At 59.6% G+C, this 26,020-nt stretch carries 25 protein-coding genes; 18 read left to right on the forward strand and 7 right to left on the reverse strand.

The window, feature by feature from the left end; translation table 11 throughout:
* Positions 1–25: 25 nt before the first annotated feature.
* A complete protein-coding gene (locus tag R1A29_RS12600) occupies positions 26–1,651 on the reverse strand; it encodes an NADP-dependent glyceraldehyde-3-phosphate dehydrogenase (RefSeq protein WP_438301707.1) in 1,626 nt (541 codons plus the stop codon).
* A 266-nt stretch (positions 1,652–1,917) separates the two neighbouring features.
* Here R1A29_RS12600 and R1A29_RS12605 point away from each other — a divergent pair, with 266 nt between their 5' ends.
* The 13 genes from R1A29_RS12605 (at position 1,918) to R1A29_RS12665 (ending at position 15,265) form a co-directional block, all read left to right on the forward strand.
* Positions 1,918–2,271 carry a c-type cytochrome gene (locus R1A29_RS12605; protein ID WP_438301708.1) on the forward strand — a complete coding sequence of 118 codons (354 nt, stop codon included), beginning with the start codon at positions 1,918–1,920 and terminating at the stop codon, positions 2,269–2,271.
* A gap of 76 nt (positions 2,272–2,347) precedes the next feature.
* Entirely contained in the window at positions 2,348–3,676 is a 1,329-nt protein-coding gene (locus R1A29_RS12610; RefSeq protein ID WP_438302039.1) for a D-arabinono-1,4-lactone oxidase, read from the forward strand.
* A gap of 74 nt (positions 3,677–3,750) precedes the next feature.
* On the forward strand, positions 3,751–4,959 hold the full coding sequence (locus tag R1A29_RS12615) for a DSD1 family PLP-dependent enzyme (RefSeq protein ID WP_438302040.1): 1,209 nt from the start codon (positions 3,751–3,753) through the stop codon (positions 4,957–4,959).
* Between the two features lie 205 nt (positions 4,960–5,164).
* Positions 5,165–5,776: a transposase gene (locus tag R1A29_RS12620; RefSeq protein WP_438301709.1), complete on the forward strand. Its 612-nt coding sequence runs from the start codon at positions 5,165–5,167 to the stop codon at positions 5,774–5,776.
* A gap of 73 nt (positions 5,777–5,849) precedes the next feature.
* Positions 5,850–7,445: a ShlB/FhaC/HecB family hemolysin secretion/activation protein gene (locus R1A29_RS12625; protein ID WP_438301710.1), complete on the forward strand. Its 1,596-nt coding sequence runs from the start codon at positions 5,850–5,852 to the stop codon at positions 7,443–7,445.
* A 15-nt stretch (positions 7,446–7,460) separates the two neighbouring features.
* Positions 7,461–9,260, forward strand: coding sequence for a DUF2341 domain-containing protein (locus R1A29_RS12630; RefSeq protein ID WP_438301712.1), 1,800 nt, complete (start codon positions 7,461–7,463; stop codon positions 9,258–9,260).
* A gap of 11 nt (positions 9,261–9,271) precedes the next feature.
* Complete coding sequence (locus R1A29_RS12635; protein ID WP_007955109.1) at positions 9,272–9,697, forward strand: ExbD/TolR family protein; 426 nt, start codon at positions 9,272–9,274, stop codon at positions 9,695–9,697.
* 3 nt (positions 9,698–9,700) lie between these two features.
* A complete protein-coding gene (locus tag R1A29_RS12640; RefSeq protein WP_438301713.1) occupies positions 9,701–10,405 on the forward strand; it encodes an energy transducer TonB family protein in 705 nt (234 codons plus the stop codon).
* 39 nt (positions 10,406–10,444) lie between these two features.
* On the forward strand, positions 10,445–12,142 hold the full coding sequence (locus tag R1A29_RS12645; protein WP_114882637.1) for a putative porin: 1,698 nt from the start codon (positions 10,445–10,447) through the stop codon (positions 12,140–12,142).
* Positions 12,143–12,159: 17 nt separating this feature from the next.
* Positions 12,160–12,789, forward strand: a complete 630-nt coding sequence (locus R1A29_RS12650) for a DNA repair protein (protein WP_438301714.1) — start codon at positions 12,160–12,162, stop codon at positions 12,787–12,789.
* Between the two features lie 17 nt (positions 12,790–12,806).
* On the forward strand, positions 12,807–13,274 hold the full coding sequence (locus R1A29_RS12655) for a YbjN domain-containing protein (RefSeq protein WP_438301715.1): 468 nt from the start codon (positions 12,807–12,809) through the stop codon (positions 13,272–13,274).
* An 11-nt stretch (positions 13,275–13,285) separates the two neighbouring features.
* Positions 13,286–14,218 (forward strand): peptidylprolyl isomerase, encoded by a 933-nt coding sequence (locus R1A29_RS12660; protein ID WP_438302041.1) that lies wholly within the window; start codon positions 13,286–13,288, stop codon positions 14,216–14,218.
* A gap of 69 nt (positions 14,219–14,287) precedes the next feature.
* Positions 14,288–15,265 (forward strand): LysR family transcriptional regulator, encoded by a 978-nt coding sequence (locus R1A29_RS12665; protein ID WP_438301716.1) that lies wholly within the window; start codon positions 14,288–14,290, stop codon positions 15,263–15,265.
* Here R1A29_RS12665 and R1A29_RS12670 read toward each other — a convergent pair.
* Positions 15,226–15,576 carry a hypothetical protein gene (locus R1A29_RS12670; protein ID WP_438301717.1) on the reverse strand — a complete coding sequence of 117 codons (351 nt, stop codon included), beginning with the start codon at positions 15,574–15,576 and terminating at the stop codon, positions 15,226–15,228. The genes R1A29_RS12665 and R1A29_RS12670 overlap by 40 nt on opposite strands.
* Before the next feature lie 380 nt (positions 15,577–15,956).
* Here R1A29_RS12670 and R1A29_RS12675 point away from each other — a divergent pair, with 380 nt between their 5' ends.
* On the forward strand, positions 15,957–16,466 hold the full coding sequence (locus tag R1A29_RS12675) for a GNAT family N-acetyltransferase (protein WP_438301718.1): 510 nt from the start codon (positions 15,957–15,959) through the stop codon (positions 16,464–16,466).
* Positions 16,467–16,529: 63 nt separating this feature from the next.
* Here the strand turns inward: R1A29_RS12675 and R1A29_RS12680 are convergent, their stop codons facing one another.
* Both R1A29_RS12680 and ccoN read right to left on the reverse strand, forming a co-directional pair.
* Entirely contained in the window at positions 16,530–16,751 is a 222-nt protein-coding gene (locus R1A29_RS12680; RefSeq protein WP_438301719.1) for a cbb3-type cytochrome c oxidase subunit 3, read from the reverse strand.
* Between the two features lie 15 nt (positions 16,752–16,766).
* Positions 16,767–18,194, reverse strand: coding sequence for a cytochrome-c oxidase, cbb3-type subunit I (ccoN, locus tag R1A29_RS12685; protein ID WP_207986088.1), 1,428 nt, complete (start codon positions 18,192–18,194; stop codon positions 16,767–16,769).
* A 325-nt stretch (positions 18,195–18,519) separates the two neighbouring features.
* Between ccoN and R1A29_RS12690 the strand changes: the two genes are divergently transcribed.
* On the forward strand, positions 18,520–20,193 hold the full coding sequence (locus R1A29_RS12690) for a nitrite/sulfite reductase (protein ID WP_438301721.1): 1,674 nt from the start codon (positions 18,520–18,522) through the stop codon (positions 20,191–20,193).
* On the forward strand, positions 20,190–20,669 hold the full coding sequence (locus R1A29_RS12695; RefSeq protein WP_438301722.1) for a DUF934 domain-containing protein: 480 nt from the start codon (positions 20,190–20,192) through the stop codon (positions 20,667–20,669). The genes R1A29_RS12690 and R1A29_RS12695 overlap by 4 nt, the downstream gene beginning before the upstream one ends.
* A gap of 36 nt (positions 20,670–20,705) precedes the next feature.
* Here R1A29_RS12695 and R1A29_RS12700 read toward each other — a convergent pair whose 3' ends face one another.
* The 3 genes from R1A29_RS12700 to R1A29_RS12710 are packed head-to-tail and all read right to left on the reverse strand — an operon-like array spanning position 20,706 to position 23,653.
* Positions 20,706–21,746: a methyltransferase gene (locus R1A29_RS12700; RefSeq protein WP_438301723.1), complete on the reverse strand. Its 1,041-nt coding sequence runs from the start codon at positions 21,744–21,746 to the stop codon at positions 20,706–20,708.
* 48 nt (positions 21,747–21,794) lie between these two features.
* Entirely contained in the window at positions 21,795–22,952 is a 1,158-nt protein-coding gene (locus tag R1A29_RS12705; RefSeq protein ID WP_438301724.1) for a beta-ketoacyl-ACP synthase III, read from the reverse strand.
* Complete coding sequence (locus tag R1A29_RS12710; protein WP_438301725.1) at positions 22,949–23,653, reverse strand: dialkylrecorsinol condensing enzyme; 705 nt, start codon at positions 23,651–23,653, stop codon at positions 22,949–22,951. Before R1A29_RS12710 ends, R1A29_RS12705 begins: the two co-directional genes overlap by 4 nt.
* A gap of 539 nt (positions 23,654–24,192) precedes the next feature.
* On the opposite strand from R1A29_RS12710, the gene R1A29_RS12715 reads away from it, so the two are divergent.
* Positions 24,193–25,167, forward strand: coding sequence for a hypothetical protein (locus R1A29_RS12715; RefSeq protein ID WP_085708235.1), 975 nt, complete (start codon positions 24,193–24,195; stop codon positions 25,165–25,167).
* A gap of 141 nt (positions 25,168–25,308) precedes the next feature.
* On the forward strand, positions 25,309–25,980 hold the full coding sequence (locus R1A29_RS12720) for a DUF3313 domain-containing protein (RefSeq protein WP_438301726.1): 672 nt from the start codon (positions 25,309–25,311) through the stop codon (positions 25,978–25,980).
* Positions 25,981–26,020 lie beyond the last annotated feature (40 nt).

Consider the following 26,020-nt stretch of genomic DNA (forward strand, 5'->3'; position numbering starts at 1 on the left):
GAAAGTGCTCAGCGGTGATTCCTCCTCAGAAGATGTAATCGGTGGCGATGAAATTCGAATCGCGCCCGCGAATGATTTCGCTGATCAGATCCTTGTTGGGTTCCTGGAACTTGGTCGCCACCAGCGTACGGATCGAAAACACCCGCAGCGCATCGTGTACGGACAGCGTGCCTTCGGCGGAGTTCTTGCGGCCGTTGAACGGGTAGGTGTCCGGGCCGCGCTGGCATTGGGCGTTGAGGTTGATCCGTCCGACCTGGTTGGCGAAGGTGTCGACCAAACGGCCAACCGCCACCGGGTTGGTGCCGAAGATGCTCAGTTGCTGGCCGAAGTCCGATTCCAGTACGTAGTCGATCACGGTATCGAGGTGACGGTACGGCACGATTGGCACTACCGGGCCGAATTGCTCTTCCTGATACACGCGCATCTGCGGTGTCACCGGGTACAGCACCGCCGGATAGAAGAACGATTCCCGCGATTCACCGCCATTCGGGTTGACCACTTGGGCGCCCTTGCTTTGCGCATCGGCCACCAGACCGTGCAAGTAATCGACCTTGCCCGACTCCGGCAGCGGCGTCAGCGACACGCCGCTGTCCCACGGCATGCCCGGTTTGAGGCTGGCCAGTTTGGCGTTGAATTTCTCGATGAAACTTTCGACCACGTCTTCATGCACGAACAGGATTTTCAACGCAGTGCAGCGCTGGCCGTTGAACGACAGGGAGCCAGTGACCGCTTCGCTGACCGCATTGTCCAGATCCACCTCCGGCAGGACGATCCCGGGGTTTTTCGCATCCAGCCCCAGTGCGGCGCGCAAACGGTGCGGTTTCGGGTGCAGTTTCTTCAGGTCGCTGGCGGCCTTGTTGGTGCCGATGAAGGCGAAGATGTCGATCTTGCCGCTGGCCATCAACGCACTGACGGTCTCGCGGCCGCTGCCGTAAATCACGTTGATCACGCCGGTGGGGAAGCTGTCGCGGAAGGCTTCGAGCAGCGGACGGATCAGCAGCACACCGAGCTTGGCCGGTTTGAACACCACGGTGTTGCCCATGATCAGCGCCGGAATCAGCGTGGTGAAGGTTTCGTTCAACGGATAGTTGTAAGGCCCCATGCACAGCGCCACGCCAAGCGGGACGCGACGGATCTGGCCGAGGGTGTCCTGTTCCAGTTCAAAACGGCTGGAGCGGCGGTCGAGTTCTTTAAGCGCGTTGATAGTGTCGACGATGTAGTCGCAGGTGCGGTCGAACTCTTTTTCCGAGTCCTTGAGGTTCTTGCCGATTTCCCACATCAGCAGTTTCACCACGGCGTCGCGCTGCTGGCGCATGCGCCCGAGGAAGGCTTCGACGTGCTGGATACGTTCGGCCACGCGCATGGTTGGCCACAGGCCCTGGCCCCGGTCATAGGCGCGCACGGCGGCGTCCAGGGCAGTGAGGGCAGTGTCGGCGTCCAGCAGCGGCGTGCTGCCGAGGATCACTTGTTCATCGCCGTTTTCGCCGTGCAGATAGACCGGGCTGCGCACGGTGGCGAGGGGGCCGTCCCAGCGGCGCAACTCGCCATCGACCAGGTATTCGCGTTGTTCGACCTGACCGTCGAGGCGGTATTTTTCCGGGATGTCGCTGACAGAAGGGAACAGATTGCCAAGGATGTTTGCTGTGGTCATGTCGCTACCCTGCTTGCCAATTGAAAAGTCTGTACAGGTTATACGCCTGAACGCGCTGCAATTTAAACCCGCAAATGTCACGCGAATGTCACGCAAAGGCGCAGGGCAGAGGGCTCAGCAAAATATCCGCCGTTTAGACGATGTCGAGCTGCGTCCTGGCTGTCCCCGGATGCCCCCTTTGCTGGCCCGCAATGCCCTCAACGCGCTGGCGTCGCTGCCTTAAGGTGTGATCACAACAATAAGTGGCACCCCACGCGAGGATCGTTATGCGGGCATCCCGAATCATGTTGCCGCTGATGCTGGTCGCTGCACTGGCCGGCTGCGGCGAAGACCCCAAACCCCCGGCCAGTACCAACAACGCCATTCCCAAAGACCCGGCGCTGGCGCAGATCTACGCCAACAGCTGCCAGCTCTGTCACGCCAACCCCGCCGCCAATGCGCCGCTGACCGGTGACCGCAAGGCCTGGGAACCACGCATCCAGCAGGGCGCCGACACGCTGCTCGACCACGCCATCAATGGCTACAACGGCATGCCGCCGATGGGCCAGTGCGTCGAGTGCTCGGAAGAACAATTCCTCCAGTTGATCGGCTTCATGGCCGATCAGCCGCTGCCACAATAAGGGTGCGCGCATGACGATGGATCTGACTCGACGTCAGCTGTTGCAACGGGCAAGCATCGTCGGTGCGTTCAGTGCGCTGGCGACGAATCCGGTCTTGGGCCAATTGATGCGCGCACCCCGGTTGATCCCGTGGCGCAACTGGTCGGGCGGCCAGAGCTGCCTGCCGGCGGCGCGAGTGGCGCCGAAGAACCTGGATGAACTGACGGCAGTGATTCAGCAGGCACCGGGCAAGATCCGTCCGGTCGGCTCGGCGCATTCCTTCAGCGCGCTGGTGCCCACCGACGGCACGTTGCTGTCCCTGAGCTACTTCAACGGGCTGCTCAATCACGACCCGAAAACCCTGCAAGCCGAATTCGCCGCCGGCACACCGATGTCGCGCATGGGCGTTCCGCTCAAGGACGTCGGCCAGGCCCTGCAAAACATGGCCGACATCGACTACCAGACCCTCGCCGGGGCGATTTCCACCTCGACCCATGGCACAGGCAAAACCTTCCAGTCCTATTCCGCCCACGTCTGCGGCATGCAACTGGTGACCGCCAGCGGCGAGGTGCTGGATTGTGACAGCCAGCGTCATCCCGAAGTGTTCAACGCCGCCCGGGTGTCCCTCGGCGCGTTGGGCGTAGCGACCAAAATCCGCCTGCAAAATCGCCCGGCCTACCGCCTGCGCGAACGCCAATGGATCGCCAAGACCGAAGAACTGCTGGAAGACATCGACAAGAACACATCGGAAAACCAGCACTGGGAAATGCTCGTCGTCACCCATTCCGACTACGCCTTGTCGATCGCCCTCAACGAAACCACCGACCCGGCCACGCCGCCGATCCCGCCCGAAGAGGAGGGCGGCAACGAGTTCGTGACCCTGATCGAGAAAATCGACAAGTACGGCAGCGACTTCCCGGGCCTGCGCAGTTCGCTGCTCAACAGCCTGCGGCATCTGGCGAGTTTCGAGGATCGGGTCGGCGACTCGTTCGACATCTACGCCAACGTGCGCACCGTGCGTTTCAACGAAATGGAATATTCGGTGCCCGCCGAACATGGCCCGGCGTGCCTGCGCGAGATTCTCAAGCTGATCCGCGACAAGGACCTGCGCACCTGGTTTCCCATCGAGTATCGCTACGTCAAGGCCGACGACATTCCTTTGAGCATGTTCGAGGGCCGCGACAGCTGTTCGATCTCGGTCCACCAGCATTATCAGATGGATCATCACAACTTCTTCGCCGCCGTCGAGCCGATCTTCTGGAAGTACAACGGCCGCCCGCACTGGGGCAAATTGCACACGCTCAATGCCAGGACGTTGCAGACGTTGTACCCGCGCTGGCAGGAATTCATTCAGGTACGCCAGGCGCTGGACCCGAGCGGCAAGTTTCTCAACGGGCATCTGTCGTCGATTCTGGGGGTGAGCTGATGGCGGTCAATCGACGCAATTTTGTGCTTGGCACCTTGGGTGTCGGCGCCTTGCTGGTGGGTGTGGGTGCGTGGCTGCGGCCGGGGGATCGCGGCGGGCCTTACAGCGAGTATTTCCGGGCGCTGAACAACGAACTCAAGACCAAAGGCCCGATGCGCCCGGTGTTGTTGATCGATCTGGATCGCCTCGACCACAACATCGACGTGGTGATGGGTTCGGTGAAACGCAGCGGCAAACACCTGCGACTGGTGGAGAAATCGCTGCCGTCGCCGGGGCTGCTCAGCTACATAGGCCAACGGGCAGGAACGCAACGGTTGATGTCGTTTCATCAGCCGTTTCTCAATCACGATGCGCAGGTCTATCCGCAGTCCGACATCTTGCTCGGCAAGCCGTTGCCGGTGCGCTCGGCCGAGTTGTTCTACCAGACCCACAAAGGCCCGTTCGACCCGGCGAAGCAACTGCAATGGCTGATCGACAACCCCGAACGCCTGCAGCAATACCTCGCGCTGGCCCAAGGACTGGGCACCCGGATGCGGATCAACATCGAACTGGACGTCGGCCTGCACCGGGGCGGGGTCAGTGACGTGAACGTGCTCGGGCAGATGCTCGCGCTGATCGCCGCCAACCCGCAGCACCTGGAGTTCGCCGGGTTCATGGGCTACGACCCGTTCGTGGGCATGGGCGTGCCGGGGATTCTCGGCTCACCCGAGGAACTGTTCGCCAAGGTGATGGTGATTTATCAGCGCTGCGTCGACTTCACCCGGCAGCAATACCCGGCGCTGTGGCATGACGGCTTGTGTCTGAACACTGCCGGAAGTCCAAGTTATCGCATGCACGAAAACGAAAGCCTGAGCAGTGAAGTCTCGGTGGGCACGGCGATGCTCAAGCCGACGCACTATGATCTACCGTCACTGGTAGAGCATGTGCCTGCCACGTACATCGCCACCCCGGTGTTGAAAAGCACGGGGGCGGTGAACATCCCGGCGCTGGACGACAAGTCCAAACTGTTTTCGTGGTGGGACGCCAACCAGCGCCAGACCTTTTTCATCTACGGCGGCAACTGGATGGCCGAGTTCGAATCGCCGCCGGGGCTGCAGAGCAATGGTATTTATGGGCGCAGCTCGAATCAGGAGATGGTCAATGGTTCGAATGCCGTGGGGCTGACGGTGGAGGATCAAGTCTTTCTGCGGCCGACGCAGACTGAAGCCGTCCTTCTGCAATTCGGTGACTTGCTGGCGGTACGTGGCGGCAAGATCGTCGATACCTGGCCGGTTTATTCCTGACGTTCAATCACGACGAAAACCTGTGGGAACCAGCCAGTTCCCACAGGTTTTTTTATGCCCGCCGTTTCCCGATCAAATTCTGTAATGAAGCTTTTATGACAAAAGTTCGGTAGCACATCGCCAGTCCGGTCATGCCTATGTAACGCGCTTGAGGGGCCCTTTGGGCGCTTTTCACAAGCCGAGGCGGGACGCCGGGAGTGAGGCAATGGGGACTATGGAACGCTACTCGAAAGTGGGCATGCAGGAACTCGATCAACGCCTGTCGAAGATCGTCGAAGCCGCGCGCAAGAAGCCGGTTTCGGTGTATCGCTACGGCGCGCCGTGGGTCTGGATCGTGTCGCAGGATGACTGGCAGGGCGCCTTGAAAGAGGTTTCCAGCTACATTCCGCCGGGTCATTCGCTGGTGCTGCTGCGCCCGCAGATCGACGACCTGTTCGACGCCCACGCCGATCTCCTGCACGAACTCAACACCCAGCCCGGCATGCTGATCCCGGCCCAAACGGTCATGCATATCCTGCTCCTGCAACTGTTGTATTCGGTGCCGAGCGAGCAGCAGCTGTTCGAACAACTCAATTACAACCTGCTGTTCCGCTGGTTCGTCGGCCTGGGCCTGAACCAGAAAGTCTGGAGCTACAACGTCCTTAGTCGCGACATCGCCACGCTGCTCAACGAGCCCCGTGCGGTGCTGCTCATTCAGAAAATCATTGGCGAAGTGTTCTGCGGTGCCTTGCTGCAAATGCCCGAGTTCTCCTTGAACTTCGCGCTGCTGCACACCTGGCTTGGCAAGCACGCCTGCGCCCCGCACGTCAGCAACTGACGGCGGCCAGCAACCGACGCAATACACAGGGCGCCGAGACGCCAACAGGTCATCGCGAATTTCAGGGGGTAGTGTGGAGCAGATTTTCACGTCACGGCTGGCGCTGTGGGGCTGGCTGCTGGTGACGGCCGGCGTGCAGCCGGCGTTCGCCGAGGAGGCTGCAAACGCAGGTGCGCAGCGTCTGGTGGACGTCAACGAATACTTCGTGCGCGGCAACACTGTGCTCGATGCCCGGGCCATCGAAGAAGCGGTGTACCCGTTCCTCGGCCCGCAAAAAGCCCTGAGCGACATCGAAGGCGCGCGGGATGCCTTGCAGAAGGTCTATCAGGAACGCGGCTATCAGTCGGTGTTCGTCGAGCTGCCGGAGCAGGCGGTGGCCGACGGCATCGTCTATCTGCAAGTCAGCGAAACCAAGGTCGGCCGGGTGCGGGTGGTCGGCGCCAAACACTATTCGCCGCTGGACATCCGCGACAACGTCCCGGCGCTGAAGGAAGGCGAGGTGCCGGACTTCGCCAAGGTCCAGGGCGAACTGGCGCAACTCAACAAGACCCCGGGCCGGCAGGTGATGCCGCTGGTGCGCGAAGGCCAGCGCCCCGGCACCATGGACGTCGATCTGCAAGTCGAAGACCAGAACCCGTGGACCGCCAGCGTGGGTCTGAACAACGACTACAGCGCCGACACCGAAAAGCTGCGCGCCGTCACCAGCCTCGGCTACAACAACCTCTGGCAGCTCGGTCACAGCATCAACCTGACCTACTTCACCGCGCCGCAGGACACCGACAACGCCAAGGTCTGGTCCGGCTCGTACACCGCGCCGCTGACTGACCGCTGGAGCGTGCAGTTCTCCGGTTACCAGTCCGACAGTAACGTTGCCACCATCGGCGGCAGCAACGTGCTCGGCAAGGGTCACTCCTACGGCGTGTCGGCGATTTACACCATCCCGTCCAGCGGCAGTTGGTCGAACTTGCTGTCGGCCGGCATCGACTTCAAGGACTTCGACGAACGCCTGACCCTGTCCGGCGAGAGCGACAAGGTGCCGCTGAAATACGCGCCGTTCACCTTCGCCTACAACGGCTATCGCTACACCGAAAAAAGCCAGCTCGGCCTCGGCCTGAGCCTCGTTGCGGCTACCCGCAGCATTTTCGGCTACGGCAGCTCCGACGAAGAGTTCGACTACAAGCGCTACCGCGCCAAACCGAGTTTCGCCGTGCTCAAGGGCGACACCAGTTTCACCTGGACCTTCGACAACGACTGGCAGAGCGCGAGCAAGGCCGCGTTCCAGCTGGCGTCGGGGCCACTGGTTTCCAACGAACAATTCTCCGCCGGCGGCGCAACTTCGGTACGCGGCTATCTGGCCGCCGAACGCACCGGCGATGACGGCGTGTTGCTCAGCCAGGAAGTCCGCACACCGTCGCTGGCCAGGTACGCCGGCACCTGGATGCAGGACTGGCGCTTCTACGCCTTCGCCGAAGGCGCGCAACTCTACCTGCGCGACGAACTGCCGGACCAGGACGCCAGTTACGGCCTGGCCAGTGTCGGCCTCGGCACCCGCGCCAGCCTGAGCAAATGGCTGTCCGGCAGCGTCGACTGGGGCTACCCGTTACTCGAAGGGCCGAACACCTCGAAACAGGAATCGCGCCTGCACTTCAACCTACAGGCCACTTTCTAACAAGGAGCACTTTCCATGCAGCGCCTATTCCTTTCGTTGTTGATCTGCCTGGGCTTCGTGCTCCCGGCCACGGCTCAGGCCTGGTGGCAGGACGACTGGCATTACCGCAAACAGATTGCCGTCGACACCACGCCCCAAGGCGCCGGGATCAATCAGGCCCTCGGCCGCACCGCGCTGCTGGTGCGCCTGCACACCGGCAACTTCACCTTTGACGGCGTGAAAGAGGACGGCTCGGACCTGCGCTTTGTCGCAGCCGACGACAAGACCGTGCTCAACCACCAGATTGAAAGCTTCGACGCGCTGATGGGCATGGCGCTGATCTGGGTCGATGTGCCGAATGTCGAGGGCGGCCAGCGCCAGGACATCTGGATGTACTACGGCAACCAGAAAGCCCCGGCCACCGGCAACGGCCAGTTGACCTTCGATCCGAATTACACCGCGCTCTACCACTTCGACGGCGCCACCGGCACCCCGGCCAAAGACACCACCGCCTACGGCAACACCGCGCAGAGCGCCACCGGCGCCGCGATTGACGGCGTAGTAGGGCGGGCCTTGCAGTTCAGCGGTCAGCCATTGTTGCTGCCGGCCAGCCCGTCGTTGCAGCACAACGCTGGCAGCGCCTTCACCTTCAGTGCCTGGCTGCGACTGGATCAGGCCAACGGCGAGCAACTGATCCTGGCCCGCCGCGAAGGCACCAACAACCTGCTGGTCGGTGTGAACCAAGGTGTGCCGTTCGTGGAAATCGATGGACAGCGCGCCGTGGCCACGCAACCGCTGAATCCGGGTCAATGGCAACACGTCGCCCTGACCGCTGAAGGTTCGAAGGTGACGCTGTACATCAACGGTCGCGAAAGCGCAGCGCTGGCTCAAGCGATGCCGGCGTTCAACTCGGTCATGGCCATCGGCGCCGACCTGCACGAAGGTCCTTTCCAGCCGTTCGTGGGCGCCATCGACGAACTGCGCCTGTCGAAAGTTGCCCGCCCGGCGCCGCTGTTGCTGGCCGACGCCACTTCCCAGGGCGCCGAGTCGAAACTGGTGGCTTACGGCGCCGATGAAGAACAGTCCGGCTTCGGTTTCGGCAGCCTCGGCTTCCTGCTCAATGCCGTGCCGGTAGATGCCTGGGTGATCATCGCGGTGTTGGTGCTGATGATGTTCCAGTCGTGGATCATCATGCTGCGCAAGAACCGCACCCTGAGCCGCGTCACCGCTGCCAACGAAGACTTCCGCGTGCAATTCGCCAAGGTCGGCACTCGCCTGGAAATGTTCGCCGACGACACGCAACTCGCCCAGCGTCTGCAGCATTCGCCGCTGTGGCGCCTGTATCAGGTGGCGGTGAAAGAAATCCGCACCCGCCGCGAGCAGGGCGCCGACACCTCGTCGGTTTCGGCGGCGACCATCGAAGCGATCCGCTGCTCCATGGACGGCGTGCGCACCCGGGAAAACCAGCAACTGAGCTCGAAACTCTCGACCCTGTCCAACGCCATCGCCGGTGGCCCGTACATCGGCCTGCTCGGCACCGTGCTGGGGATCATGGTGGTGTTCCTCGGCACGGCGATGGCCGGCGACGTGAACATCAACGCCATTGCCCCGGGTATGGCGGCCGCGTTGCTCGCCACCGCCATGGGCCTGTTCGTCGCGATCCCGGCGCTGTTTGGCTACAACCGCCTGATCACCCGCAACAAGGAAGTCAGCGCCGACATGCGCGTGTTCGTCGACGAGTTCATCACCCGTCTGGCGGAGATGCACGGCGAAGGCCAGTCCAGTGAAGCGGCGCATCAGCGCGGTCATCACGCCAACCACTCCGTACCGGCCTGAGGAGCACTGACATGGCGTCCGTAAATGCCTCCCACGACGATGATGAAGATGCAGCGGTTGACAGCATCAACATCACGCCACTGGTGGACGTGCTGATGGTGGTGCTGGTGATGTTCATCCTCACCGCCACCGCGCAGGTCTCCGGGATCCAGATCAACCTGCCCAAGGCCAGCGCCGCGGTGTCGCTGTCCGAGGCCAAGACCAAGGCGATTTCGGTCAACGACGGCGGCCAGGTGTTCCTCGACGCCTACCCGGTGACCCTGCCGGAGCTGGAAGAACGCCTGCGCATTGAGAAGGCGCAGAACCCGGACTTCCCGGTGATCGTGCGCGGCGACGCCACGGTGCAGTACCAGAAGGTCATCGAAGTGCTGGATCTGTTGCGCCGGCTCGAACTGTCCCAGGTCGGTCTCGTCACCGGCAAACCGACGCAGGGCTGAGTCATGACTGCACAGATGCCAATCGAACCGCTGCCGGTGAAGAAGTCGCCAGTGCGCTACGTGAAGTGGGGCGCCGGGCTGATCCTCGGCGCACTTGCCACGTGGTTCCTGTGGCAGTGGGCCAACGACATGAGCGGCATCCGCCGGGAAGCGCCGAAGGTGCCGACGATCATTCCGTTGCCGCCACCGCCACCTCCGCCGCCGGAAAAACCGCCGGAGCCGGAAACCCCGGTAGAAGAAAAAGTCGTCGAGCCGGAGCCGACACCCGAGCCACAGGAAGTGAAACCCGAGGAAGAAGCGCCGCCATCGCCGGCGGACGACCTGGCCAACCCGATGCAAATGGACGGCGACGCCCAGAGCGGCAACGACGCCTTCAACATCGGCGCGGGCAAGGGCGGCGGCATGGCCGGCGCCGGTGGTGGGCGCGTGGGCAACGGCACCTACAGCCAGTTCCTCGCGTTCACCTTCCAGAAGCTGCTTCGGGAGAACCCCGACCTGCGCAACCTCGCATTTTCGTTGCAGGCCGATGTCTGGCTGAGCGGCGTCGGCGAGATCACCCGGGTCGAACTGGTCAAGTCCAGCGGCAACCCCGAGATCGATACGCAGGTGCTGGCCGCGTTGCGTAACGCGCCCCATCTGAGCGAACGGCCACCGGCCTCCATCACCTTGCCTGTGCGCATGTCCCTGCAAGGGCGGCGTCCGGGTTAACCGAATTCATAAAGCTGTATGAAAAGGAGTTGTGTGCAGATGATTTCCAACGTGAATCGATTGTCCCTGGCGGTCGGCATGGTCATCGCGACCCTGGTCGGTCAGGCCGCGGCAGCGCCTGCGCCCTCGGAGAACGCCACGATCAATCTGATCCGCTTGCTGGTCGAGCAGGGCATTCTGAAACAGGACAAAGCCGACGCGCTGATCGCCCAGGCCCAGAACGAAGCGGCCCAGGCCAAACAGGCTGCGGCGTCTACCGCCGTGGCGGCCGGGCCGGTCGCCGCACCGGGCGATGTACGGGTGCAATACGTGCCGGCGGCGGTACGCGACCAGATCCGCGATCAGGTCAAGGCTGAAGTCATGGCCACTGCCAAACAGGAAAACTGGGCCGCGCCCAACACTTTCCCGGACTGGGCGTCACGCATCAGCTTCGACGGCGACATCCGTCTGCGCGACGAATCGCGCTACTACTCGGGCAGCAACAGCAACGAAATCGTCGACTTCGCCCGGCTCAACAACAACGGCCCATACGACGTGAACCCCAACAGCAGCACCGCGTTGCCGCCGTTGCTCAACACCCGTGAAGACCGCACCAACCTGTTCCGCCTGCGTGCGCGGCTGGGCATGAAAGCGGAGATTTCGCCCGAATGGACTGCTGGCATCCGCATTGGCACCGGCTCGGACAACAACCCGGTGTCGACCACCCAGAACCTCGGCGGCGGTTTTGCCAAGAAGGACATCTGGCTCGATCAGGGCTACCTGACCTGGAAACCGTCGGATGAACTGACCCTGACCGGTGGCCGCTTCGGCAACCCGTTCATGTCCACCGACATGTTGTATTCCAATGACCTGAACTTCGACGGTGTGGCGGCGATCTTCGACCACAAACTGAACCGCGACTGGGGCGTGTTCGGCACCGTCGGCGCGTTCCCGGTGGATTACACCAGCGACACCACCACCAGCAACGGCTTCGACAAGGAAGAAAGCGACAACAAATGGCTGTACGGCGCGCAGGTCGGCGCCAAGTGGGCGATCAACAGCAACAACCGCCTGAAAGGCGCGTTGGCCTACTACCGCTTCGAAGACATCCAGGGCCAGCGCTCCAGCCCTTGCGAGCCGTGGGCCGGCGCGCCGGGTTGCGACAGCGACGGCACCCGCGCGGCGTTCATGCAGAAGGGCAACAGCGTGTTCCTGCTGCGCGACATCACGCCGAACCCGCTTAACCCGACCACCACGCCGCAGCCGCAATTTGTTGGCCTGGCTTCGGAATTCAACCTGCTGGACCTGAACCTGGTCTGGGACGCCGACCTGCCTGCCGACTTCAAACTGCGCAGCCAGGGCAACTACATCCACAACCTCGGCTACGACGAAGGCGACATGCGCAAGCGTTCGGCCGGGCAACTGGTCAACAACCTCGACAGCAGCGGCAACATCGAAAGCGGCGCCAATGCGTGGATGGTGCAGTTCACCCTCGGCAACGCGCTGGACCTGAAGAAGCAGGGCGACTGGAACCTGTTCGCCGGCTACAAGTACATCCAGCCGGATGCCTTGCCGGACGGCTTCAACGACTCGTCGTTCCACCTCGGCGGCACCAACGCCAAGGGTTACATCCTCGGGGGCAACTACGGTCTGGCGAAGAACGTCTACGCCACCGGTCGCTGGATGAGCACCGAGGCGGTGTATGGCGCGCCGTTCGACATCGACGTCTTGCAGCTCGAGATCAACACGCGCTTCTAAGGCGCCGGGAGAGGGTTATGAACGCGCGATTTTTACTGTTGGGTCTGGGCTTGATAGTCGCCAGCGGGGCCAGCGCCGAAGGCATGGAAGAGCGTTTGCGCACCCAGTTGCGCAGCACCACCCAGCAGCTGCAAACCCTGCAAAGCCAGCAGGCCCAGGCCAGCGCCGCGCAACTGGCGGCGCAGAACGAAGCCAAGGCAGCGCAGGCGCAAATCAAGCAATTGACTGCCGAACTGGCCAAGGCCAAAGGCCTCGCCGAGCAATTGGCCGGGCAGCAGCAGAGTCTGCACAGCCAGGCTCAGGCGCAGGTGGCGGCCAGCAACGAACAGACCGGCAAGTTCAAGAAGGCCTATGACGAGCTGTTGGTCATGGCCCGTGCCAAAGAGGCAGAACGGTCTAAGCTTCAAGCGCAATTGGCCGAACGTGACACACAAGTGCAGCAATGTTCGGTCAAGAATCAGCAAATGTACGGCGTGGCCAAGCAGATCCTTACCGCCTACGAAAACATCGATGTGGCCGAGGTGATGAAGATCCGCCAGCCCTTCGCCGGCAGCGCCCGGGTCAAGTTCGATGAACTGGCTCAGGGCTTCGGCGATGAGCTGTACAAGACACAATTCGATGCGCCGCAAGCGGCGCTCGCACATTAATGAACAAGGAAGAAGTCATGACTCAATTGATCAGCCACGTATCCCCGAAATCCCTGACCGAAGTGCTGCAAGCCGCCGGTTACCGCGTCAACCAGACCGAACAGAACGGCATCGTTCAACTGCTCAGCGCCAGTCAGGGCATCGGTTACGCGGTGCGTTTCGGCAACCCGGCGGTGGTGGAGCAGGGCAGCTACGTCGACTTCACCTTCAGCTGCGCACTGCGCGTACAGGGTGAATTGCCGGCGGGTGTGGCCGAACAGTGGAACGCGACCCGTCGCTTTGCCCGGTTGTCGTTGCAGGGCGAGTTTCTGGTGATGGAGATGGACGTGGTGGTGGCCGCCGGCGTCAGCAGCGATTACCTGCGCGGCAATCTGGAACTGTGGGATCGCCTGCTGCAGGAATTCATTGTGTACCTGCGTGACTTCACCCAGAACTCCGCTGCCGCCCAGGCTCCAAAGGTTGAGCAAGAGGAAGTCGCGCTGTGACGAAACCTGCCATGGTGATCAGCGCCGCTGCGGTGGCGCTGTTGGTGGTGGCCGTGGCGCTGGTGGTGCGGCCGGGCAATGACCCGGTCGCCGCCCAGCAACCGGCGCCGGTCGTGGGCGCCAGTGCCGGGCCGGCGGTGGCGCGGTTGGGCAATCAGCAAGTCACGCCGGAGGAATTGCAGGCGTTACTGGCGGCTGTTCCACCGCAGACCCGCGAGCAACTGCGCGGCAATCGTGAGGCGCTGGAGCGCTGGATTCGTTCACGCCTGGCTGAAAAAGCCGTGCTGGAACAGGCCGACGCCCAGGGCTGGGCACAGCGTCCGGACGTAGTGCGGCAGACCCGCGCGGCCACCGAGCAGATCGTGTTCCGCGACTATTTGCAGTCGGTGAGCAAAGTGCCGGCGGACTATCCGAGCGCCGCCGAATTGCAGCAGGCCTATGACGCGGGCAAGGCCAATTGGCAGACGCCGGCGCTGTATCGGGTCAGCCAGATTTTCCTCGGGGTGAACGAGCCGCAGAACCTTGAAACCGTGCGCAAGCAGGCGGCGGATTTGAGCAAGAAAGCTCAGGCGGCTCCGGCGGAGTTTGCAGCAATGGCCAAGGAGTTTTCCCAGGATCGCCTCACTGCCGAACGCGGCGGCGACACCGGTCTGCAACCGTTGCAGCAACTGGTGCCGGAAGTGCGTGGCGCCGTCGCTCGACTCAAGGTCGGAGCGGTTTCCGATCCCGTGCAAAGCAGCGCCGGGTTCCATGTGATCAAACTCACCGAACAACAACCGGCCCGCACCGCGACCCTCGACGAACTGCGTGACCAACTGACCCAGGCCTTGCGGGCCCAGCGTCAGGAACAGATCGCCCAGGCGTATCTCGATGGCATGCTCAATACCGCGACCCTGAGCATCGACGGGGCCGAACTCAACAAGGTGCTGGAGGAAAAGCTGTAATTCAGATTCACCGCAGCTCCCACAGGAGATGTGCAAAGGCAAACAACAAAGATCGACAGGGAGTCATCGATGTCATTCACCGAACCCGCAGGACGACAGGGCAGCCCCGATTTTCGCTGGCCGCAGGAAAAGGCCGAACCCTGGCTGGCGCAGGTTGCGAAGATCGAGGGCGAAATCGCGCAATACTTTTTGGTCAGCGCCCGTTGCGGCTGCTTCATGCAGGCCGCCCGCAGCCTCAACGTGCGCTCGACCCTGCTGCGCAAACAACTGGCGCAGCTTGAACAGCAATTGCAATGCGCGTTGTTCAGCTTTCAGGGCAGTGCCTTGACGCTGACCCGCGAAGGCCAGCAATTACAGGCGCAACTGGTGGCCCTGGCCCACGAACGCAAACTCCCTGTGATCGAGCAACCCCTGATCAGGCTGGCCGTCGCCGAATCGATCCTGCACGACATCCTCGGCCGCGACCTCATCGCACTGCTGCGCCGCAACGCCAGCGTGCGCCTCGAGATCATCGCCCTCGACAGCGAACTGGCCCTGCGCGCGGTCAGTGCCGACATCGTGCTGTGGCTCGCCCACGGCGACACCCCGCATCCCGGCCCGACCTTCGCCACCAGCGAACCGCAGCGCCTCGCGCAACTGGAATACCAGCCGCACATCGCCAAACGCTACTCCCGCGTGACTGCACGCCCGGAAAGTCCTGATGACCTCGCAGATTTCATGCTGGTGCAATGGCAGCATGACCGGCAGATCGACAGCTTCCGACCGTGGAACAATCTGGTCGAGCAACGTCTGGCTGGGGTGGTTCAGATGCAGTCTTATGAACTGATGCTGGAGATGATTCGGTGCAGCGCATGCATCGGGTTGCTGCCGATGTACATGAGCCGATTTGATCGCGGGTTGGTGGCGTTGCCGGGGTTGTTTGAGGAGGCGATGCGGTTGCAGGCGTGGTTGGCGGTGAACAGTGACTCGCAGAGTGTCGGGGAGGTGCAGGTGTTGGTGGAGTTGATTCAACGCACCTTCAATGAGCGGCAGGAGTGGTTTGAATAATCGCGTAAAAAGGACGGACTTAATTTAATAAATCCGTCCCCTTTGTTAATACGTCCCCTTTGTTGATGCCCTTTGTTGATGGTTTTGGCCGAGGTCAGGGTTTCGCAGGCGTCGGCCAGCAGTTCTTCATTCGGGATGCCGGGAGCGATGAGGTAGCGGGTGTTGGGTTTGAGCAGCGGTTTTCTGGGGTGGAACGGGTTGAGGTAGTGATCGAGGGCGCGGTCGGCGGCTTCGTGGAATTTCTTGGAATCGAGGGTTTCGTAGGGCGAGGTCGGGTCGGTTTCGGGTGGGTTTGGTGTTGGTTTGATCATGATTGAATCTCCAGAGTCATGGAGCCGCCACGATTCGCTGCGATACGAAGAGGTGGCAGCTATACGCGGGTCGCAGACCGGGACTCTAGAACCGGCAGACCCGAAGGTCTCCCACGTACAGCCGCCATAAAACTGGAGGGTGTTGTGCGTCCAGAGATCGCGGGCTGCGAGACTCGATCGCTGATTCGTCAGCGACCCGGAAACGATAGGGCCGGCCCTCAAGGCGCACAAGCCGGCGGATTCTGGCGGATGCGTAGGCAATGGCGCAAGGCGTTGTAGCTTGCCGGAAGTTTCGGTCAACGGCTTTAAACAGGCATGGCGAGTCCGTGAAGAAGCGGTTTAAAGTGACCGGCCACGCACTGATCCAGGAGGGATCTTTCATGCCTGAGCACAACCCCGTCATTCACCTCGAACGCTTCAGCGAGTCCCACATCGAAGGTGTCACCGCGCTCTACAACGACCCGGCCGTGACCCGGCAGGTGTTGCAGATGCCGTTTCAGTCTGCCGAGATCTGGCGCCAACGACTGATGCCGGAAAACGAACGGATGGTGAAACTGGTGGCGTTGCATCAGGGTGCGGTGATCGGTCATCTGGGGTTGGAGGCTTTTTCCCGTGTGCGCCGCAGCCATGCCGGCAGTGTCGGCATGGCCGTTGCGGTGGCGTGGCAGGGCAAGGGCGTCGGTTCGAAGCTGTTGTCGGCGGCGCTGGATGTCGCCGACAACTGGATGAACCTGCACCGGGTCGAGCTTTCGGTGTACGCCGACAACGAAGCGGCCATCGGCCTCTACCGCAAGTTCGGCTTCGAAAACGAAGGCCTGTTCCGCGATTACGCCGTGCGTGACGGGCAATGGGTCGACACCCTGAGCATGGCGCGTCTGCGCAGGGTCTGAATTGCTGTGAAAGATCGTTCCCACGCGGAGTGGGAACGATCAACAGTGGACAGCCATTTGCGGCTACATGTCGAGATTGATCCAGCCCGGCTTCGCCGTTTCCGGCGCCACCGCTTTCACGGTCTTGCCGGTGGCCAGCTCAACCCGCCGCGCCACCTCCGGATCATCGGCAAACGGCGTCAGGCTCGCATCATCCAGGCTTTCAGCCGTTTCATGGCGCAAGCAATACTCCACCGACAACCACAAAAACAGCACGCCCAACACATTCAAAAAAATATCGAACATGACCGGCTCCCTTGATCAGGCGATCTGCGCTTCACGGTGGGCAATCGCAACGTCCGCCACCCGCACCGTGCGCCACACGTTATAGGCCATCAGCAACATACCGCTGAGGAAGAACACCCCACCGGCAAACCGTACGACAAACCCAGGATGACTGGCCTGCAGCGCTTCGACGAACGAGTAGGTCAGCGTGCCGTCCTCGTTGATCGCCCGCCACATCAGGCCCTGGGTGATGCCGTTGACCCACATCGAAGCGATGTACAACACGGTGCCGATGGTCGCCAGCCAGAAGTGCAGGTTGATCAGCGGCGTGCTGTGCATCCGCTCGCGGCCGAACACTTTTGGCACCATGTGATAGGTCGCGCCAAACGTAATCATCGCCACCCAGCCGAGGGCGCCGGCGTGTACATGGCCGATGGTCCAGTCGGTGTAGTGGGAGAGGGCATTGACGGTCTTGATCGCCATCATCGGGCCTTCGAAGGTCGACATGCCGTAGAACGCCAGCGACAGAACGAGGAAGCGCAGGATCGGGTCGGTGCGCAACTGATGCCAGGCACCCGACAGCGTCATCATCCCGTTGATCATCCCGCCCCAGCTCGGCGCCAGCAGAATCAGCGACATCGCCATGCCGAGCGACTGTGCCCAGTCCGGCAGTGCGGTGTAATGCAAATGGTGCGGGCCGGCCCAGATGTACAGGGTGATCAGCGCCCAGAAGTGCACGATCGACAACCGGTACGAATACACCGGCCGATTGACCTGCTTGGGCACGAAGTAATACATCATCCCGAGGAAGCCGGTAGTCAGAAAGAAGCCCACCGCGTTGTGCCCGTACCACCATTGCACCATGGCGTCGGTGGCGCCGGAATACACCGGATAGGACTTGAACCAGTCCACCGGGATCGACAGGTGATTGACCACGTGCAGCATGGCGATCACCAGGATGAACGCGCCGAAGAACCAGTTGCCGACGTAGATGTGCTTGGTCTTGCGTTGCACCACCGTGGTGAAGAACACGATGGCGTACGCGACCCAGACCACCGCCATCCACACCGCGCCGGAGAATTCGATCTCGGCGTATTCCTTGGTGGTGGTGTAGCCCATCGGCAGGGTGACCAGCATGATCACGATCACCGATTGCCAGCCCCAGAAGGTGAACGCTGCGAGCTTGTCCGAGTACAGCCGCACCTGGCAGGTACGCTGCACCGCGTAATAGCTGGCGGCGAATTGTGCGCTGCCGGCGAAGCCGAAAATTACCAGGCTGGTATGTAACGGTCGCAAGCGGCCGAAGGTGGTCCACGGCAAGTCCAGATTCATGTCCGGCCATACCAGTTGCGAGGCGATCCATACCCCCATCGCCATGCCCACGACACCCCAGAAAACTGTCGCGATGACGAATTGGCGGACGACCTTGTAGTTATAAGCCTGTCCGATTGTTGCTGTGCTCATGGTCAATTCTTCCACGGTCAAAGTCTTGCCAGGCCACCCGGTCTGGCACGAGCTGCACTGTAGAAACCCCGCCAGAAACAAAACAGGCTCAGGAATTATTCATTTATGCGGATCAGATCGAAGCGCTGCCTGCGGCCATCTGCCGCGCCCTGATACGGTTTTTATGCGTTCAGGTGAATCTGTTGTGCACTGCGCCGTTCGTCCATAGTCAGGGAAAATACTGTGGGAGCGAGGCTGCTCGCGAATGCGGTGTGTCAGAAAGCACACCGCATTCGCGAGCAGCCTCGCTCCCACAGGAATCTGTGCATTCCTGATGAGGTAGCCGATGTATCAATACGACGATTACGACCGGGCGCTGGTGTTCGAGCGCGTTGCGCAGTTTCGCGATCAGGTCGAGCGCTTCATGGCCGGGGAGTTGAGCGAAGAAGAGTTTCTGCCGCTGCGCCTGCAGAACGGTCTGTATATGCAAAAGCACGCCTACATGCTGCGGGTGGCGATTCCCTACGGCACGCTGAGCGCCGAACAGATGCGCACGCTGGCGAGCATCGCCAGTGACTACGATCGTGGTTACGGCCACTTCACCACGCGGCAGAACATGCAGTTCAACTGGATCGAACTGCACGAGGTGCCGGACATTCTCGAACGTCTGGCGCAGGTCAACATGCATGCGATCCAGACTTCGGGCAACTGCGTGCGCAACATCACCACCGAAGCCTTCGCCGGGGTTGCGGCGGACGAGTTGATCGACCCGCGTCCGCTGGCGGAGATCCTGCGGCAATGGTCGACGATCAACCCGGAATTCCTGTTCCTGCCGCGCAAGTTCAAGATCGCCATCTGCTCGGCGAAGCAGGACCGTGCGGCGATCATGATGCATGACATCGGCCTCTACCTTTACCCCGGCCGCGACGGGCAGATGCTGTTGCGGGTGATTGTCGGCGGTGGTCTGGGGCGTACGCCGATCCTTGGCTTGCAGATTCGCGACGGCTTGCCGTGGCAGCATTTGCTGTCCTATGTCGAGGCAGTGTTGCGGGTCTATAACCGCCACGGCCGCCGGGACAACAAGTACAAGGCGCGGATCAAGATTCTGGTCAAGGCGCTGGGTATCGAAGCATTCGCCAAGGAAGTCGAGGAGGAATGGCAACACCTCAAGGACGGCCCGGCGCAACTGACCGAGGATGAATACCTGCGGGTCGCCAACGCCTTTGTGCCGCCGAGCTACCGCACGCTGGCCGGCACCGATCTGGATTTCGGCACGCACCTGGCCGACAACCCGGCGTTCGCCCGCTGGGTTGCGCGCAACGTTCAACCGCACAAGGTTCCGGGCTACACCAGCGTAGTGTTGTCGACCAAACCGGGCGTTGCGGCCGCACCGGGGGATGTCACCGGCTTGCAGATGCTGGCGGTTGCCGATTGGTCCGAGCGTTTCGGTTTCGGCGCGATTCGCATCGCCCACGAGCAGAACATCGTCCTGCCGGATGTACCCAAATCAGAGCTTTTTGCGTTGTGGCAACTGGCGAAAGAGCAGGGGCTGGGCGCCGCCAACGTCGGCCTGCTGACCGACATCATTGCCTGCCCCGGCGGTGATTTCTGTGCGCTGGCCAACGCCAAGTCGATCCCGATTGCCCAGGCGATTCAGGCGCGTTTCGACAATCTCGATTACCTGCATGATCTGGGCGACATCAGCCTGAACATCTCCGGCTGTATGAACGCCTGTGGCCATCACCACATCGGCAACATCGGGATTCTCGGTGTCGATAAAAACGGCAGCGAGTGGTACCAGATCACCCTCGGCGGCGCCCAAGGCAAGAACAGCGCGCTGGGCAAAGTCATCGGCCCGTCGTTCAGCGCCGCCGAGGTGCCACAGGTGATCGAGCGGATCATCGGCACCTTCGTCCGTTACCGCGAGGCCGAAGAACTGTTCGTCGATACCGTGGCACGCATCGGCCTGGAACCGTTCAAGGAACGGGTCTACCCGAAAGCGCTGGAGGTGTCGGCATGAACAATCTGCTGCGGATGGAAGAGGGCGGGGCGCGGATTGTGCTCGATGATCCGTGGACGCTGATCCGTTCACCTGAAACAGCGCCCGGTTCCGGGATGCTGATTCTGCCGCTGGCCCACTGGCTCGAATCACCCTCGACCCACGCAGTCTGGTTGGGCCCGGACGATAGCGTCGAAAGCCTGCTGCCATGGCTGAACTCGCTGCCGCTGATCGCCCTCGACTTCCCGAGCTTTCGCGACGGCCGCGCCTACAGCCAGGCCTATCTGCTGCGCAGTCGTTTCGGCTGGAAAGGCGAGTTGCGGGCCATTGGCGATGTGCTGCGCGATCAACTGAGCCACATGCGCCAGTGCGGTTTCGACAGTTTCGCGGTGCGCGAGGACAAATCCGCCGAGGATGCGCTCAAGGGCCTGGCCGGGATGAGCGTGTTGTACGGGCGCTCGGTGATCGAGCCACGGCCGTTGTTTCGGCGGCGTTGACTCAGATGTTTCAACCTGTGATTTCGAGTATCTGGCTCAGAGCGCGGTGGCCTCAATGATCGAGAAGGGGGTAGTCGTTGTTTTGATGCTTTCTACCTTGAAAGCGGCTCGTTCGAGTAACTTGATGAACTCCTGAGCTGTGCGCTCTTTCCCATTGCCAAAAAGCATCATTTCAATGTCACTCATTCTGGCGAGAGGAGGACTGGAGGCGGAAATAACCTGTTCAATGATAAACAGACGGTCTCCAGGATTGAGTGCTCGATGACTGTTCAAAAGAATGGTCAGGGCATCGTGGTCCGCCCAGTCATGAAGGATAAACTTCATGACATGCGCATCGGCTTTCACCGGGATTGCGTCAAAGAAAGAGCCCTTTATGAAGTCACAGCGTTGAGCGCTGGCAAAGTGGCTCAAGTGTTTGCTTTGCCGAGCCCGGTCAATGGCGTCGGGCAAATCAAGCAAATGACCTTTTAAATGCGGTTGGTGTGTGAGGATTTGTGCAAGAAAAACTCCACTACCACCACCAATATCCAGGACCGAATGTAGTTCCGAAAGGTCCAGTTGTGAGACTACGTAAGGACCCCATAGTGATGAAAGGGCATTCATGGCGTTATCGAACAAGGCACCTGCACCCAGGTTTTTTGTGAGGTATTCGAAGACGGGTTCGCCCATGACTTCATCAAACGCAGGTTTGTTTGATCCAAGACGTGCGAACAAATGTTCCCAAGTCTTGTTGTGCCAGTCTTGGCCACAAAGCAACGCAAAAGGGTACAGTGTTTCATCCTTGTCTGAGCGCAGTAGTTCGCCCATCTCGGTCAGTTCGATCAAACCCGTGTCATGCAGGCGGATGAGACCTAAAGCATCGACTGCACTCAGCAGCCGGTTGAGTTCCGGTTTATTGATGCTGAGGATGCTGGCAAGTTTTTCCATAGAGTTGAAACCTGTCTGGACCTTGTCGACGATTCCTGCCTTTGCGGTGGTGTAAATGATCTGTGAAGCCCAGGAGCCAATGATCAGATCGAATAGCTCATTGGTACTGCTCGGAGCTTTTTTGTCTTGTGTGGATAAACTGTATTTCATGACGGCTCTCTTGAAGTTTTCAATTGAACTGCATGGTGGATTTCGTGATCAGTGCTTAATGGCAGTCATTTTTGCAAAGCCGGTTGAAAAACGAGCACTCTCCGGGACGTAGCAGAGAATTTCATCACCATGCTTCAGTTTCTTGCTTTCAAGTAGATCGTTTATCAAGAAATAAATGGAGGCAGATCCAATATTTCCAACTCTTTCAAGATTGGTATGCCAGCGCTCGAGCGGTATTTCAAAGTCAATGGATTTGAGCGAGTTGTAAACTTTTTCTCGGAAATAATTCGAGGAGTAATGGGGTAGGAACCAACTGATTTCTTGCGGATTTATCGTGTGCTTTTTAAGGGTGTCTTGTAATCCTCTGGCAACCGTGAAATCGATGACATATTCATTGAGAAGCCTCACGTCCTGTGTGAATGAAAAAATGGATTTATCTCCGAGTTCTTGATAGGAGTTAAATTCTCGCCAGCCTTTAAGAGAGCCGTCTTTAAGTTTCTCTGCACCTAAATACATGCAAGGCGGCAGAAAGTTCGCATACGAAAACATTTCAATCCAGTCGATACGCAAGGATATTCCTGATTCGTTGGGCTTATTGGTCATCAAAAAAGCGCCAGCGCCGTCAGACAGCATCCAGCGAAGAAAGTCTCTTTCAAAGGCTATTTCAGGATTGGAGTCGAATCTCTCGACAGCTGAATGTAACTCCTCAGCGAAGTTTTTTCCGCGCATCATTGTCGAGGTCAATTCTGAGCCTGTCGTAATTGCATTGTTTTCCAAGCCAGAAAGGATCGAGCTGTAACCGAATTTCATCGCAGATAATCCGCTTAAGCAACCACCGCTGAAAGATGCAAGTTCACAAGGTGGATTTCCTAGCTCACCATGTACCATGGAGGCAATGCTAGGAAGAATTTGATCGGGACTGCTTGTTCCACAACTTATTAATGAGATGTCAGATAGTGACGAGCAATTGAATAATGCATTGCGGATTGCCTCTGCGGTAAGTTGTGCATTGGTGTGAGTTGTTCTCCCTGTAAATGGTTCAATAGCGTAATGCCGACTCTTGATTCCATTGCTTTTCAGAATCCTTTCTCGGAGATTTGATGGTTTACCTGCAACCATGCCAAGAATACCCTCAATTTCATCGTTCGAAACAGGGTTTCCTGGCAAGAAGGCACCAGTACGGTTGATGTATACGGTGTTGTTCACGAGAATTTCTCCATGCGATCATCATTTGAACCGGATGGGCCTTCGAAGTATTTAAGCTCTTTCTCAATAGCTAGTTTTCGCCAAGGTTTTAAAAGCGTTCTAATGATCATTGTCAAGGGAACAATGGTTGCGACGACAATTATCAGAAAAAGTCCGTAAATAATGACCGCAAGTTTCCTGAGCAGGTGTCCTTGCGGTCCAAGTGTCCGAAAGATTTTTCCCCAGATTAGGAAACTGCGACGTGCAATTTTTTCGCTACCGATCAGTCGTTGATCAACCGTTGCGGCTTTCAGTCCGGTCAGGACCGGATTCTTGTTTTTCACGTTTCCATGGAGAAGTGAAAAAAGTAGAGCCTTGCCAAAGCGTTGCGCTGCGACGATGTCATTATTGTGAATCCCGGCTCTGGGAAAAATGCGCCAAAAAGCATTTTTCTTTCCCGTCAGCATCCAGCGTGGCGTTGTTACAAGTGTTTTTAACGCACTTCCTCTGTCTGTTAATACCACGTTATCCAGGATGTATGCGTTAGCCTGTTTTATCAACTGTTTAACTTGCTCTTGAGCCTCTAGCCACATATTGCGGCAAGCGATCAATGTTACGACCGGAGTTTCGCTGAGCACCGTTTTGCCTTCCGCGGATTTCAAGAAAGCAGTGATCGGCGGGCTCGGCGATAGAAACCACACAGTGTAAGCAAGAATAATCAAGTCGTATTTTTTGCCCTCGTCGAATTGAAACGGGTGCAGCGCGGGGGGATTAGTGAGACAGCTTCCGGAAACTGATCGATGAACTGACCAAAGGGCCAGGGAAATGGATACGGCGTTATTGGTTTTAGTTCTTCCACGTCTACCGTAATGGAATGATTTTCAATGATCGGACGTATGAAGGATTCTGCGATCTGTTTCAGTTGTCCGGTCTGGGAGTAATAGATCAGAAGTATATGTTTCATGGATGTTGAGTCAGGAGTTTTGAGTTGGGGCTAATTTCCTAGTTTTAGTGTCAGTTTTCAACTGTCAGAAATTACAGGTTTTTAGATTTTTTTTGTTTTGTCGATAAGTTATAAGTGGAAAGTGTTATATGGGAGTGAATGATTGCACGATCAGGTCCGAACGCCATGTACCGGGGAATCCCCTATGGCGGACGTATTTCGGGGATTTTTCCTTGGGTCGATGCTGGCCTTTTGGTAGAGTCCCCGTCGCCAGCGGGTTTTCGGCTGGACGACGGAACGAAGAAGGGAGTCTGATCAGTGGGTCCGGGCAAAAAGATTCTGGGCCTCACCGCGTTGCTTTTAATGCTGACGCTGTGGGCCGGTTACATCTACGTATTCAACGAAAACCGTGGCGGTCAGCTCGGCGGTGTCGGCGAAAGCACCGCGTGGTGCGGCACGCCGCCGTCCTCGGATGCGGCGCTGCTGGGCAAGGACCAACTGACCTTGCGCATCACCAACAACCTGCGCGGCGAGTTCATGCTCAGCGGTGCGGTGGTGGTTTCCGAGCGCACCTTCAACCGCTATGACCTGGGCCGCAACGAACTGCGTCTGCGCCTGGAACCGTTGCAGTGGTCCTACGGCGTCACGCCGATCTTCCTTGAGCAAGTGAAGGTTCTGCCCCTGAGCCGCAACCTCGCCTCGACCGACAAAAGCGCCTTCGCCCAGCTCGAATCACGTCCGATCGGCGTTCAGGGCCGGGTCACCGAGTTTCCTTTCGACACCTATCGCTACGGCTACAAACCGGTGCTGTATTACGTCAAGGGCAACGAGCGCGTCGACCTGCGCTTCAAGAACATCACCACGCTGATGGAGATGTCCAACACCTTCACGCCGATCCAGAAGTACAACCGCGCCGACTACATCAACGAGAAAAACGTGATGGTCCGCGACGAAGACTACAAAGCCTACGGCCACCACGAATGTGCGTTCAGCGTCGAGCGCAAAGGCGCGTTCAAGGTTGTGGTGCTGCTGATGTTGCTGGTCTTGTGCCTGCCGTTGCTGCTGGTGTTCTACCGTGACGAGCCGGGGATCGACTTCCTCGCCACACTGGTGGGCATCGGCGTAGTGCGCACGGTGCTGGTGGGGCCGGTGCAGGATTTCCAGCTGTACAACATCGACTTCCTGTTTGGCGCTGCGTTGTTGCTGGTGGGCACGGTGTCGCTGATCAAGGCGATGCGGCTTCACAGTCGGCGGGAGATGGCGTTGCGCAGCGGGGAGACGTCGACCTGGTGAATCTGATCTGAATCGGGTTCTTTCGTACTTCAGGCCGGGGGCGGGATTCATTTCCCGTCCGGCAAGCGCAAAGCCTGTGGTTTTAGCTATACCTGTAACTCCCCGATGCAATAAATCAGGCCTTCTGACAGGAGTTACAGCATGAAGCTAGCCCTAATGATGAGCACCCTGTGCATTGCCACGCTTGGCGTGGTGGGTTGCTCCAGCAAGACCGTCGCTCCGGATGAGTATTCAGGCTTTCTCAAGGACTACAGCCAACTCAAGGAGGCCAAGTCACCGTCCGGTGCCGAGGTGATGCGCTGGGTCGATCCCAAACTCGATATCAACAAGTTCACCAGCGTCTACATCGAACCGACCCAGCTCTATCCCAAGCCTCAGCCAACGGTGAAAATCCCGCAACAGACCCTCAACGGCATCACGGCTTACTATGATCAGGCGCTCAAGCGTGAAGTGGGCAAATCCCTGCCGTTGGCCAGCGGCCCCGGCCCGGGCGTGATCGTTGTGCGCGCAGCCATCACCGCCGTCAGCAGCAAGACCGAAGGCCTGCATGCCTATGAAGTGATCCCGATTGCTCTGGTGGCGGCAGCGGTCACGACCGCCAGCGGCAGTCGCGATCAGGAAACCACCCTGGCCACCGAAGCGGTGTTCATCGATGGCGGCAACAACAAGGTGGTGGCGCAGGTTGTGCGCAAGGGCACCGGCAAACCTCTGGAAAACGATTCTCAGGTCATGAAGGCCGATGACGTGAAAGCCGTGATCGATGGCTGGGCGTCGGACATGCACCAGTCCTATTTGAAAATGAAGTCAAAATAAGGTGGACCTGATGGCCTCCACGGTATGAGTCGTGGAGGCC

Source organism: Pseudomonas sp. NMS19W, from assembly GCF_051554255.1.
In the GTDB taxonomy this organism is placed as follows: Bacteria; Pseudomonadota; Gammaproteobacteria; order Pseudomonadales; family Pseudomonadaceae; genus Aquipseudomonas; species Aquipseudomonas kribbensis.

Coding starts and splice junctions, on each gene's coding strand:
- R1A29_RS12600 (WP_438301707.1), bottom strand. CDS start 1,651: ATGACCACAGCAAACATCCTTGGCAATCTGTTCCCTTCTGTCAGCGAC.
- R1A29_RS12605 (WP_438301708.1), top strand. CDS start 1,918: ATGCGGGCATCCCGAATCATGTTGCCGCTGATGCTGGTCGCTGCACTG.
- R1A29_RS12620 (WP_438301709.1), top strand. CDS start 5,165: ATGGGGACTATGGAACGCTACTCGAAAGTGGGCATGCAGGAACTCGAT.
- R1A29_RS12630 (WP_438301712.1), top strand. CDS start 7,461: ATGCAGCGCCTATTCCTTTCGTTGTTGATCTGCCTGGGCTTCGTGCTC.
- R1A29_RS12635 (WP_007955109.1), top strand. CDS start 9,272: ATGGCGTCCGTAAATGCCTCCCACGACGATGATGAAGATGCAGCGGTT.
- R1A29_RS12640 (WP_438301713.1), top strand. CDS start 9,701: ATGACTGCACAGATGCCAATCGAACCGCTGCCGGTGAAGAAGTCGCCA.
- R1A29_RS12645 (WP_114882637.1), top strand. CDS start 10,445: ATGATTTCCAACGTGAATCGATTGTCCCTGGCGGTCGGCATGGTCATC.
- R1A29_RS12650 (WP_438301714.1), top strand. CDS start 12,160: ATGAACGCGCGATTTTTACTGTTGGGTCTGGGCTTGATAGTCGCCAGC.
- R1A29_RS12655 (WP_438301715.1), top strand. CDS start 12,807: ATGACTCAATTGATCAGCCACGTATCCCCGAAATCCCTGACCGAAGTG.
- R1A29_RS12660 (WP_438302041.1), top strand. CDS start 13,286: ATGGTGATCAGCGCCGCTGCGGTGGCGCTGTTGGTGGTGGCCGTGGCG.
- R1A29_RS12665 (WP_438301716.1), top strand. CDS start 14,288: ATGTCATTCACCGAACCCGCAGGACGACAGGGCAGCCCCGATTTTCGC.
- R1A29_RS12670 (WP_438301717.1), bottom strand. CDS start 15,576: ATGATCAAACCAACACCAAACCCACCCGAAACCGACCCGACCTCGCCC.
- R1A29_RS12675 (WP_438301718.1), top strand. CDS start 15,957: ATGCCTGAGCACAACCCCGTCATTCACCTCGAACGCTTCAGCGAGTCC.
- R1A29_RS12680 (WP_438301719.1), bottom strand. CDS start 16,751: ATGTTCGATATTTTTTTGAATGTGTTGGGCGTGCTGTTTTTGTGGTTG.
- ccoN (WP_207986088.1), bottom strand. CDS start 18,194: ATGAGCACAGCAACAATCGGACAGGCTTATAACTACAAGGTCGTCCGC.
- R1A29_RS12690 (WP_438301721.1), top strand. CDS start 18,520: ATGTATCAATACGACGATTACGACCGGGCGCTGGTGTTCGAGCGCGTT.
- R1A29_RS12695 (WP_438301722.1), top strand. CDS start 20,190: ATGAACAATCTGCTGCGGATGGAAGAGGGCGGGGCGCGGATTGTGCTC.
- R1A29_RS12700 (WP_438301723.1), bottom strand. CDS start 21,746: ATGAAATACAGTTTATCCACACAAGACAAAAAAGCTCCGAGCAGTACC.
- R1A29_RS12720 (WP_438301726.1), top strand. CDS start 25,309: ATGAAGCTAGCCCTAATGATGAGCACCCTGTGCATTGCCACGCTTGGC.